The following is an 11,835-nucleotide window of genomic DNA, read 5'->3' on the forward strand; positions in this document are numbered from 1 at the left end:
ACTGATGGGCAAGTTTTTCATCGATCGCCCCGTATTTGCGTGGGTGCTCGCCGTTTTCATCCTGCTCGGGGGTGCTCTGGCGATCACGCAATTACCGGTGGCCCAGTATCCTTCGATTGCACCGCCGACGATTGTCGTCAGCGCAGCCTATCCCGGCGCAACCGCGCAAACCATCGACGATAGCGTTACCAGCCTGATCGAACAGGAAATGAACGGCGCCGACGGCTTGCAGTACATCGAATCGCAAAGCCAGGCTGACGGCTCGGTTTCGATCACTGTCACGTTTTCGCCGGAAACCAACGCCGACCTGGCTTCGGTGGATGTGCAGAACCGCCTGAAACGGGTGGAAGCACGGCTGCCGGCAGTTGTGACGCAGAATGGTGTGCAAGTCACCAAGTCACGCAGTAACTTCCTGATGTTTATCGGTCTGTCTTCGACCGACGGCAAGCTCGATCCAATCGCATTGGGCGACTATTTGTCGCGTAACGTGCTGAATGAAATCAAACGCGTGCCAGGCGTCGGCCAGGCACAACTGTTCGGTACCGAACGCGCCATGCGGATCTGGATCGATCCGGCCAAACTGGTTGGTCTGAACCTGACTCCCGCAGATGTCACTGCTGCAATCACCGCGCAAAATGCGCTGGTCGCCGGCGGTACACTGGGTGATCTCCCTAGCCCAGGCAGTCAGCAGATTTCTGCCACCGTGGTCGCTACCGGTCAGTTGAATACCGTCGAACAATTCGGAAAAATCCAGCTGCGCGCCAATTCGGACGGTTCCATCGTCCGTCTGCGCGACGTTGCGCGCATCGAAATCGGCGGCCAGTCTTACGCCACTGCCGGCCGTCTCGACGGCAAGCCGACTTCCTTCGTCGGCGTGCAGTTGTCGCCGACAGCCAACGCCCTGGGCACCGCAACCGCAGTCAAAGCCAAGATGCTGGAGCTGTCGAAATACTTCCCTGCCGGCGTCAAGTACGAGATCCCTTACGACACCTCGAAATTCGTCAAGATTTCGATTGAAGAAGTGGTCAAGACCCTGGTAGAAGCGATCATCCTGGTGTTCCTGGTGATGTATCTGTTCCTGCAAAACATTCGCTACACCCTGATTCCAACCATCGTCGTTCCGGTGGCGCTGATGGGTACTTTTGCCACCTTGCTGTTGTTTGGTTTTTCGATCAACGTGCTGACCATGTTCGGCATGGTGCTGGCAATCGGTATCCTGATCGATGATGCGATCGTGGTGGTGGAAAACGTCGAACGCATCATGAGCGAAGAAGGCTTGTCGCCGCGTGAAGCAACCCGTAAGGCGATGGGCCAGATTACCGGCGCGCTGATCGGTATTACGCTGGTGCTGATTGCGGTATTCATCCCGATGGCATTCTTCAGTGGTGCAGTTGGCGCGATCTATAAACAGTTCTCGCTGGCCATGGTGGCTTCGATGGTGTTCTCGGTATTGATGGCATTTTCGCTGACGCCTGCGCTGTGCGCCACCATCCTGAAACCGGTCGAAAAAGGCCACCATCAGGAGAAGAAAGGCTTCTTCGGCTGGTTCAACAACAGGTTCACCGCGACCACCAACCGCTATCAAGGCTTCGTCGCCAAGATGCTGACCAAGACCGGCCGCTACCTGCTGGTATACGGCGCCATCCTGATTTGCGTGGGCTTGCTTTACACACGCCTGCCGGCATCGTTCCTGCCGAGCGAAGACCAGGGTTACATCGTCACCAACGTGCAATTGCCCGCTGGCGCCAGCAGCAACCGTACCCTGGAAGTCATCAAGCAGATCGAAGCTTACTACGCGAAACTGCCCGCGGTAGCCAATGTGGTGGCGATTACCGGCTTCAGCTTCTCCGGTAACGGCCAGAATGCCGGCCTGGTGTTCACGCCGCTGAAGGACTGGAGCGAGCGCGGACCTGCCGAATCGGCCGATGCCATCGCTGGCAAGGCATTTGGCGCGTTTTCGCAAATCAAGGACGCCATCGTCTATCCGCTGAATCCGCCGCCGATCCCTGAACTGGGTAACGCTACCGGCTTCACCTTCCGCCTGCAAGACCGTTCGGGACAAGGTCATGCTGCATTGACCAATGCCCGTAACCAGTTGCTCGGCATGGCTTCGCAGAGCAAGATACTGGCCGGTGTGCGTCCTGAAGGCCTGGAAGATTCGCCGCAGCTGCAGCTCAATATCGACCGCGACAAGGCGAATGCACTGGGCGTATCGTTCAGCGCCATCAACAGCACGCTGTCGACTGCGCTCGGTTCTTCCTATGTCAATGACTTCCCGAACCAGGGTCGTCAGCAACGCGTGATCGTGCAGGCAGATGCGCCGCAACGTCTGCAACCGGAAGACCTGGCCAAGCTGTATGTCAAGAACACCGCTGGCACCATGGTGCCGTTCTCGTCGTTCACTACGTCGGAATGGATCAAGGGTCCGGTGCAGCTGACGCGTTATAACGGCTATCCGGCGATGAAAATCTCCGGTGGCGCCTCGCCTGGCCATAGCACCGGCGAAGCGATGGATGAAATGGAAGCGCTGACTGCCAAGCTGCCGCCAGGCTTCGGCTTCGAATGGACCGGCCAGTCGCTGGAAGAAAAGACTTCCGGTTCGCAAGCGCCGATGCTGTACCTGCTGTCGCTGATCGCCGTGTTCCTGGTGCTGGCGGCTCTGTATGAAAGCACTTCGATCCCGCTGGCAGTGATGCTGGTGGTGCCGCTGGGTATTCTCGGCGCGCTGCTGGGGGTTACCTTGCGCGGCATGCCGAACGACGTCTACTTCAAGGTCGGTATGATTACCGTGGTCGGCTTGTCGGCCAAGAACGCGATTCTGATCATCGAGTTCGCCAAAGACCTGCAGGCTGAAGGCAAGGGCCTGATCGAAGCGACGCTGGAAGCAGTCCATCTGCGTTTCCGTCCGATCCTGATGACCTCGTTTGCGTTCATCCTCGGCGTGTTGCCGCTGGCGATCAAGACCGGCGCCGGTTCAGGCAGCCAGCGCGCCATCGGTACTGGCGTCATGGGCGGCATGATCACTGCGACGGTACTGGCGGTGTTCCTGGTGCCGGTGTTCTTCGTGGTGGTGCGCAAGTTCTTCAAGGGCAGCGAGCGCCAGCAGAAACTGCACGACGCCAACAAAAAAATAGATGTGGAGAATCAGCATGTTTAACACTTTCCCCAAGAGCCTGACCGGCGCCCTGCTGCTGGCAGGCGTGCTCTCGGGTTGCACCATGGCGCCGACCTACGTGCGGCCGGAGGCGCCGGTGTCTGGCAGCTATCCGGCTGCCGCCGACGGCAAGGTGCAATTCGATGCAGTGGAACTCGGCTGGCGCGATTTCTTTCCTGACCAGCGCCTGCAAGCGCTGATCGCCTCCGCGCTGGAAAACAACCGTGACCTGCGCACCGCTGCCTTGAACATCGAGGAAGCGCGGGCGCAGTACGACATCACGGCTGCCGATGCACTACCGAATTTCAACGGCAATTTCAGCCGCACCCGTAGCCGGACCGCCGCCGACCAGCTGATCCCGGGCGTGCCCGCAGTAGGTACTGCCTACTCGGTAGGCCTGAACATGACAGCGTTCGAGCTGGATTTCTTCGGCCGCGTGCGCAGCCTGAAAGATGCGGCCCTGGCGAGTTACCTGGCCACTGAAGAAGCAAAGCAATCGGCGCAAATCAGCTTGATTTCGCAAGTTGCCCAAGCTTATCTGACGGAGCAGTCGTATGCCGAACAGCAGCAGCTGGCGCAGCAGACGCTGGACAGCCGCCTGGACGACTACAAGCTGGACAAGATGCGTTTCGACGTCGGCGCCTCGTCGGCGCTTGACCTGCGCAACTCGGAAACGCTGGTGCAATCGGCACGCGTCTCGCTGGCCACGCTGGTGCGCCAGCGCGGCCAGGCGACCAATGCCCTGGTGCTTCTGGTCGGCAAGCCGCTAGGCGAACTGCCGGCATCGCAATCGCTGTCGGATGAAAAGATCGTCAGCGAGATTCCGGCCGGCCTGCCGTCCGACTTGCTGAACCGCCGTCCCGATATCCGCCAGGCAGAGCAGCAGCTGCGCTCGGCCAACGCGAATATCGGCGCCGCCCGCGCCGCCTTCTTTCCGACCATTTCACTGACCGCCGGCATCGGCAATTCCAGCACTTCGCTGGGCAGCCTGTTCTCGGCGGGCAGCCGTACCTGGTCGTTCGTGCCGCAACTGACGCTGCCGATCTTTGAAGGCGGACGCAACCGCGCCAACCTGTCGCTGAGCGAGATTCGCAAGAATCTGGCGATCGCCAACTACGAAAAAACCATCCAGAGCGCATTCAGGGAAGTCTCCGATGCGCTGGTTGCCCGCAGCACGCTGGATGAGCAGCTGGCGGCGCAGGACGCTTACGTCAAGGCCCAGGAAGAACGCGTGAAACTGACCGATCTGCGCTACAAGAACGGCATCGCCAGTTCCACCGATCACCTCAATGCACAACGCGATCTGTTCACGGCACAGCAAGCCTTGATTCAGACGCGGCAGCTGCGCTTGAACAATGCGATCGACCTGTACCGTTCGCTGGGTGGCGGCTTGAATGAAAATACCGTGGTGGCGGCGAAATCCTGACCTGGATTCAGCCAACGCACTGATGTAATGAAAAACGCCGCACTTGTGCGGCGTTTTTATTGTGCGCTCCCATTGCACACAAAGGATATGTCGCCAGCTTCCGAAACGGCTCTCGACTGATCACTGCAGCGGCCAGGAAACCTTCTGCAAGGGCCAACTGCCTAAAATGGAATAAGGACGGCGCTGGTCGATATGGCGCTGTAACAATACGAATTCGCCCACCGTCCACTCGACTGCCGCTACCGCCTGGCCGGGAACCGGCTCGGGCTCATACAGCAAGGTCACGTGAGGCGTCATGCTTGTGGAGATGCCCTTAAAGCCGAGATTGCGCAATCTGGTTGACAGGCCTTGATGCAGAGTCTCCAGACCAACAACACCCTCGTCACCGCAAAGAACAATCGGATAATTTCCTGTCACGCGGGATTTGTTGCGGAAGGTCTGGACATAGTCAAAGCGGACTCTGAACGCCGTCTGTGCAATCTGTGAAGCGGCGCCAGCCGCGGCAGCAAGCAGATCAGGCGGCAGCCCCAGATATTCACCCAGTATCACAAGAGTAATGTGCAACTGCTCTGCATGCACCGCGGCGCCGCGCAAGTCATGCTCGAGGCACAATGCGCGAGTAAGCTGTTCGATACGTGCAACAGCGGGTTTCTCAGGCATAACGGCAAAGAGCAAGCGGTCTGTCGGCTTTTGCGAGGAATCGAAACCGGGCAACGACGTCTTTCTGGTAGACATACAATGGCTTTTCCAAATGAACTGTCGACAACAACTTACCACGGCGACGAAAAAGGCGCTTCCGGCGACGCAGAATCGATGATCCTACGATACGGCTTATCGCGCCTGATACGAAATGGGCGGAAGCATAGACATAATGAAAAACGCCGCACAAGTGCGGCGTTTCTGTTTGCTACGCTCAAATCCACATCAGCTGGCGACCGCAATCTCGCCGGCTGGCTGTGACTGGCCCGAGCGGATCGTGAACCACAATATCCCCAGCCACTCATGCATGGCATAATCACTTCTTCGCAACCCCTCTCCGGATGGCAAGAAACTCTTGATGGTAAGGCGCTCATGGCTGAAAAATATGCTCGGCGCAATCACCACCTCCAGCCCGGCCTGCGTGAACATCCTCTGCGCGCGCGACATGTGCAAGGCGTCCGTCACCAGCAAGATTTTCCTGACGCCGGCCTGCTGCAGAATCACGGCAGAGAATTGGGCATTCTGGGCAGTATCGTCCGACGCCTCTTCACGCCACTTTACCGGCACCGAAAAATCTTCCTGCAAGCTGTTTGCCATCAGCGCGGCTTCCGATACCCGCGAGCCGTCCGGCATGCCGCCCGACACCAATATCGGCAAGCCGGTCTGGCGCTGCAGCCTGGCGCCATAGCGCAAGCGCGCCAGCGTCTGGTAATTGGGTATATCTTCGCCATTGTATTCAGGGGCGTTGCTTATGCGGCCGCCACCCAGTATGACAATCGCCTGCGCGCCGCCGGCTGCGCTCGCTTCCATTGCCGGCACCCGTCGTTCGAGCGGTGCGGCCAGCAGCAACGCTCCTACTTCCGAACTCAGCACCAGAAGCAATAGCAAAGAGGCGAAACTGAGGACGAAGCCGACGCTAGGGTAGCTGCGCCGCAAGAACATGCCGACGATGCACAGCAAGATCAGACTGGCAGGCAAAAGCAGCAGGCTGCTGATGAATTTGGTTGCAATGACAGTGGCATGCATGTTCAGTGAACCTTGATAAATGGCGTCAGCAACGCCATGGTGCGCTCTGTGGCGCCGCGATGCCGCTGCGCGAACTGGATGGCGTGCTGACCCATGGACTGCCGTTGCGGGTCGCTCTGCAGCAGCTGGAAGGCCGCGTCCAGCATGTGGCCGACGTCGCTCACCCGCTGCGCCGCGCCGGCAGCGATCGCCTGTTCGGTGATATCGGAAAAATTGAAAGTATGCGGGCCGATCAGTACCGGTTTGCCGACCGCGAACGCTTCGATCAGGTTCTGTCCGCCCATGGGCAACAGGCTGCCGCCGATGAAAGCCACGTCGCACATGGCGTAATAGGCAAACATCTCGCCCATGGAATCGCCCACCAGCACCTTGACCTGGGCCGACACCGGCTGCTGGCCGAGGCTGCTGCGGCGTAATGGCGGCAGGTCTTTTGCCGCCGCCAGCACCGCCACCTCGTCAAAACGCTGGGGATGGCGCGGCACGATCACTACCAGCAAATCTGGCGGCAGCGCAGCGGCAGCGCCGGGGTCTTGCAGGCGTTTGGACAATGCCGCAAGAATCAGTTCTTCCTCGCCTTCGCGGGTGCTGGCACAGAGCAGCACCGAACGCTGGCCGATCTGCGCGCGCAGTTCAACGCCCAGCGCCAGCAAACCCGGCGCCGGCGTGACGTCGAATTTCAGGTTGCCGGTGACCTGCACATTGCTGCCGCCCAGTTGCCGCAAACGTCCGGCATCCGCATCGGTTTGCGCGCCGACGCATGACATGCCGCTGGCGGCTTCCGTCATCAGCGTGGCAAAGCGCTTGCCGCGCCGCAGGGAACGCTCCGACAGGCGCGCGTTGGCCAGCGCCACCGGCACCTTGTAGCGTCCGCACTGGACGATCAGGTTCGGCCACACTTCGGTCTCCATCAGCACGCACAGGCAAGGCGAAAAATGGCGCAGGAAGCGGCCTGCCATCCAGCCGGTGTCGTAAGGCAGAAAGGATTGCAGCACGCGCGGCGACTGCCCGAACAGCTGCATGCCGGTCGCGCGGCCGGTCGCGGTCATGTGCGTCAGCAGAACCACATGGTCGGGATAAGCCTCAAGCAAGGCTTTGATCAAGGGTTCAGCCGCACGCGTCTCGCCCACCGAGACCGCGTGCACCCAGATGAATCTGGACGCGGCCAGCTGCGCCGGCAAAGGCGGATAAAAACCGATGCGCTCGGCCACATGCTGGCGATAACCCGGTTCCTTGCCGCCACGCCGCCACAGACGCAGCAATACCATCGGCATCGCCAGCCACCACACTGCGGAATACAGCAAACGGATGCGCCAGGCCCGGCCTGCATCAAACCCCGCTGCAGCCTTCATTCGGTCAGCGCGCGGCCGGTCAGGCGGCGCAGGATCGCCAGCGGGCTGGCGCCTGGGTCGTATTGCTTGGCGGCCGGCAGGTGCAAGGTTTGCTCCATCATGTACTGGCCGGCCATCACCGCGTGCGGCGTCTGGTCGGAAAAACAGACCCACACCGATCCGGCGGCAAACGGCTGGGTCACTTGCAGACCATTTTTCTGGTAGTCCGGATCGGACTTCATGGCGTCGTGCAGCTGCAGCATCAGATGGTCGTATTCGCTACGCAGGGATTTGGTGACATGCAGAGCGTTCAGCGCCTGCGCCTGCCAGCGCGAATAGGCTTTTACGCGCGGCAGGAAGCGCTGCGCGACATCTTCAAACGGTTCGCCGACCCGCCAGACGCGCGGCACGCCTTCCGGATTGACGTTGGCAAACACGCGCAGGATGCGCTCGCCGTAATTCGGGCGTGAAGGGAAAGCATCGACATGCAGACGGCGGTCGTCAGCGCGCCAGGACTGGGAACGGGTTTCCACCTGCATCGGCCGGTAGCTGGTGGGCGCCATGCGCAATTCGCTGCGCGCGTCGGCATAAGCAGGCAGCAGAGAATGTATCAGTTGCTGCGCCTGACTGCGGAAACGCCCGATCATCTGCGCCAGCGCAGCCTGGTCCGCCGCATCGCCCAGCGCACCCTTGAGCTTGCCGTTGGCGTCGAGGCTGATGTTGCGGCTCTTCGGATCGCGAATGGCTGGCGTCAGGAAGCGCTGCTCATCGGCAGTGAAGGCAAAGCTCAGATGGGGAAAATACAGGACTTTGCCAGCCTCCAGCGCGGAAATCCAGGCGGAGTTGGGGGTATTGATCTGCCAGTCGGCAATATCGATTTCAATGATTTGTTGTTCCATGGCCGTATTATGCCGCGTTGCAATGACGGCGTGAACCACGCTATCTATCCGCCTGATATATAATTGCTAAATAGTTAAGTTTCAGAATGTTTTACTGACGGGGTTGGATAGATTGCTGGTGCTGCATGGCAGTCACATTTCCTTCTATTGTCAATCGACAATCCATCCTATAATAAAACAGCATGTCTGGAACACTGTTTGGCATTAATGCACAAAGAGAGGTCTACCCATGGTTCACATGTCGCGGCGCCAGTTCCTCAGGACCACTGGTGCTACCCTGGCAGGCTCGAGCCTGGCGCTCATGGGATTTTCACCGGCGCCCGCGCTGGCGGAAGTCCGCAGCTACAAGCTGACGCGCAGTGTCGAAACCCGCAACACCTGCCCCTACTGCTCAGTCAGTTGCGGAATCCTGATGTACAGCCTCGGCGACGGCGCCAAGAATGCCAAAGCCAGCATCATCCATATCGAAGGCGATCCGGACCATCCGGTCAACCGCGGCACGCTCTGTCCCAAGGGTGCGTCCCTGCTGGATTTCGTGCACAGTCCCAACCGCCTGCAATACCCGGAATACCGGGCGCCGGGTTCGAAGGAATGGAAACGCATGTCGTGGGACGATGCCCTGAACCGCATCGCCACCCTGATGAAACAGGATCGCGACGCCAATTTCGTGGAAAAGACGCCGGAAGGCCTGACCGTCAACCGCTGGCTGACCACAGGCATGCTGGCAGCCTCGGCCAGCAGCAATGAAGTCGGCTACCTGACCCACAAAACCATGCGCAGCCTCGGGATGCTAGCGTTCGACAACCAGGCGCGTGTCTGACACGGTCCGACGGTGGCAGGTCTTGCCCCGACGTTTGGCCGTGGAGCGATGACGAATCATTGGGTCGACATCAAGAATGCGGATGTAATACTTATCATGGGCGGCAATGCCGCCGAAGCCCATCCATGCGGATTCAAATGGGTGACCGAAGCCAAGGCGCATAACAAGGCAAAGCTGATCGTGGTCGATCCGCGCTTTACGCGCTCGGCCTCAGTGGCGGATTTCTATGCGCCCATCCGTACCGGCACCGATATCATTTTCCTGGGCGGCGTCATCCGCTACCTGCTGGAAAAGGACCAGATCCAGCACGAGTACGTCAAGAACTACACGGACTTCAGCTTCATCGTGCGCGAAGACTATACCTTCGAGGACGGCATTTTTTCCGGCTACAACGCGGACAAGCACAACTACAGCAAGACCAGCTGGGACTACGAACTGGGCGAGGACGGTTTTGTCAAAACCGACCCGACCCTGGCGCATCCGCGCTGCGTCTTCAACCTGATGAAGCATCACTACGAGCGCTATACGCCGGAAATGGTGGAAAGCGTGTGCGGCACGCCCAAGGACAAATTCCTGAAAGTGTGCGAGATGCTGGCCTCCACCGCCTCGCCGACGCGCGCCGGCACCATCTTGTATGCGCTCGGCTGGACCCAGCATTCGATCGGTTCGCAGATCATCCGCACCGGCGCCATGGTGCAACTGCTGCTTGGCAATATCGGCATCGCCGGCGGCGGCATGAATGCCCTGCGCGGCCATTCGAATATCCAGGGCCTGACCGATCTCGGACTGATGACCAACCTGCTGCCGGGCTACATGACGCTGCCGTCGGAATCCGAACAGGATTTCGGCAAGTACATCGCCGCCCGCGCCAGCAAGCCGCTGCGTCCCAATCAGCTGAGCTATTGGCAGAACTACGGCAAATTCCACGTCAGCCTGATGAAGTCCTGGTGGGGCGACGCCGCCACCGCGGACAACAACTGGGGCTACGACTACCTGCCCAAGCTGGACAAGCCCTACGACATGCTGCAAGTGTTCGAGCTGATGAAGCAAGGCAAGGTCAACGGCTATATCGCGCAGGGCTTCAACCCGCTGGCGGCAGCGCCGGACAAGGGCAAGATCGGCGCCAGCCTGGCCAAGCTGAAGTTCCTAGTGGTGATGGACCCGCTCGCTACCGAAACCTCCGAGTTCTGGAAAAACTACGGTGAATTCAACGACGTCGACTCCAGCCAGATACAGACCGAAGTGTTCCGCCTGCCGACCACCTGCTTTGCCGAGGAAGAAGGTTCTCTGGTGAACTCCGGCCGCTGGCTGCAATGGCACTGGAAAGGCGCAGAGCCGCCGGGCGAAGCGCGCAGCGACCTGGAAATCATGTCGACCCTGTTCCTGAAAATGCGCAAGATGTATGCCGCCGATGGCGGCAAGTATCCGGATCCTATCGTCAAGCTGTCGTGGCCCTACGCTAATCCGGAAAGTCCGACTGCGGAAGAGCTGGCCAAGGAGTTCAACGGCCGCGCGCTGAGCGATCTGGCCGATCCCAAGGATGCCAGCAAGATCGTGCGCAAGAAAAATGAACAGATAGCCGGTTTTGCCGAACTGCGCGACGATGGCAGCACCGCCTCCGGCTGCTGGATCTTTGCCGGCTGCTGGACCGAAGCCGGCAACCAGATGGCGCGCCGCGACAATGCAGACCCGACCGGCATCGGCCAGACCCTCAACTGGGCCTGGGCCTGGCCGGCCAACCGCCGCATCCTGTACAACCGCGCTTCGTGCGACCTCAATGGCAAGCCGTTCGACGCCAGGCGCAAGCTGATCGGCTGGAATGGTCAAAAATGGGGCGGGGCCGATGTTCCCGACTTCAAGGTGGATGAAGCGCCTGCCGGCGGCATGGGACCGTTCATCATGAATCCGGAAGGCGTAGCGCGTTTCTTTGCCAAGGCCGGCATGGCGGAGGGGCCGTTCCCGGTCCACTACGAACCGTTTGAAACGCCGGTCGGCTACAACCCGCTGTTTCCGAAAAATCCGGCGGCTACCAGCAATCCGGGCGCACGCGTATTCCCGGACGACCGCGCCATGTTCGGCAAGGCCGACGCCTTCCCGCATGTCGGCACCACTTACCGGCTCACCGAGCATTTCCATTACTGGACCAAGCACGCCCGCCTCAACGCCATCATCCAGCCCGAGCAGTTTGTTGAAATCGGCGAAGACCTGGCGAAGGAAGTCGGAGTGGTCGCCGGCGAGCGGGTCAAGGTCAGCTCCAAGCGCGGCCACATCGTCGCCGTGGCGGTGGTCACCAAACGCATCAAGAAAATGACGATTGAAGGCAAACCTGTACATCACGTCGGCATCCCGATCCACTGGGGTTTCAAGGGCCTGACCAAACCGGGCTATCTCGCTAACACGCTGACGCCGGGCGTGGGAGATGGCAATTCGCAAACACCGGAATTCAAGTCGTTCCTGGTCAAGGTTGAGAAGGCATAGGAGAA

7 protein-coding genes are annotated in these 11,835 nt (G+C 59.9%); 3 read left to right on the forward strand and 4 right to left on the reverse strand.

The genetic code is table 11. The features are described from left to right. Positions 1 to 4: 4 nt before the first annotated feature. Positions 5 to 3,157: an efflux RND transporter permease subunit gene (locus VNZ65_RS04745; RefSeq protein ID WP_325666591.1), complete on the forward strand. Its 3,153-nt coding sequence runs from the start codon at positions 5 to 7 to the stop codon at positions 3,155 to 3,157. Next, positions 3,150 to 4,580 carry an efflux transporter outer membrane subunit gene (locus tag VNZ65_RS04750; RefSeq protein ID WP_325666593.1) on the forward strand — a complete coding sequence of 477 codons (1,431 nt, stop codon included), beginning with the start codon at positions 3,150 to 3,152 and terminating at the stop codon, positions 4,578 to 4,580. Before VNZ65_RS04745 ends, VNZ65_RS04750 begins: the two co-directional genes overlap by 8 nt. A gap of 120 nt (positions 4,581 to 4,700) precedes the next feature. Here the strand turns inward: VNZ65_RS04750 and VNZ65_RS04755 are convergent, their stop codons facing one another. The 4 genes from VNZ65_RS04755 to VNZ65_RS04770 form a co-directional block, all read right to left on the reverse strand. Then, positions 4,701 to 5,315, reverse strand: coding sequence for a 2'-5' RNA ligase family protein (locus VNZ65_RS04755; protein ID WP_325666595.1), 615 nt, complete (start codon positions 5,313 to 5,315; stop codon positions 4,701 to 4,703). A 189-nt stretch (positions 5,316 to 5,504) separates the two neighbouring features. Beyond that, the gene (locus VNZ65_RS04760; protein WP_325666597.1) at positions 5,505 to 6,305 is read right to left on the reverse strand and encodes a YdcF family protein; all 801 of its coding nucleotides are present in this window, start codon (positions 6,303 to 6,305) and stop codon (positions 5,505 to 5,507) included. Between the two features lie 2 nt (positions 6,306 to 6,307). After that, positions 6,308 to 7,654, reverse strand: coding sequence for a lipid IV(A) 3-deoxy-D-manno-octulosonic acid transferase (gene waaA, locus VNZ65_RS04765; protein ID WP_325666599.1), 1,347 nt, complete (start codon positions 7,652 to 7,654; stop codon positions 6,308 to 6,310). Beyond that, complete coding sequence (locus VNZ65_RS04770; RefSeq protein ID WP_325666601.1) at positions 7,651 to 8,532, reverse strand: Kdo hydroxylase family protein; 882 nt, start codon at positions 8,530 to 8,532, stop codon at positions 7,651 to 7,653. The genes waaA and VNZ65_RS04770 overlap by 4 nt, the downstream gene beginning before the upstream one ends. A gap of 229 nt (positions 8,533 to 8,761) precedes the next feature. Here VNZ65_RS04770 and fdnG point away from each other — a divergent pair, with 229 nt between their 5' ends. Beyond that, on the forward strand, positions 8,762 to 11,830 hold the full coding sequence (gene fdnG, locus VNZ65_RS04775) for a formate dehydrogenase-N subunit alpha (protein WP_325666603.1): 3,069 nt from the start codon (positions 8,762 to 8,764) through the stop codon (positions 11,828 to 11,830). The last annotated feature ends 5 nt before the right edge of the window (positions 11,831 to 11,835 follow it).

The organism is Collimonas sp. (assembly GCF_035566555.1).
Lineage (GTDB): Bacteria > Pseudomonadota > Gammaproteobacteria > Burkholderiales > Burkholderiaceae_D > Collimonas.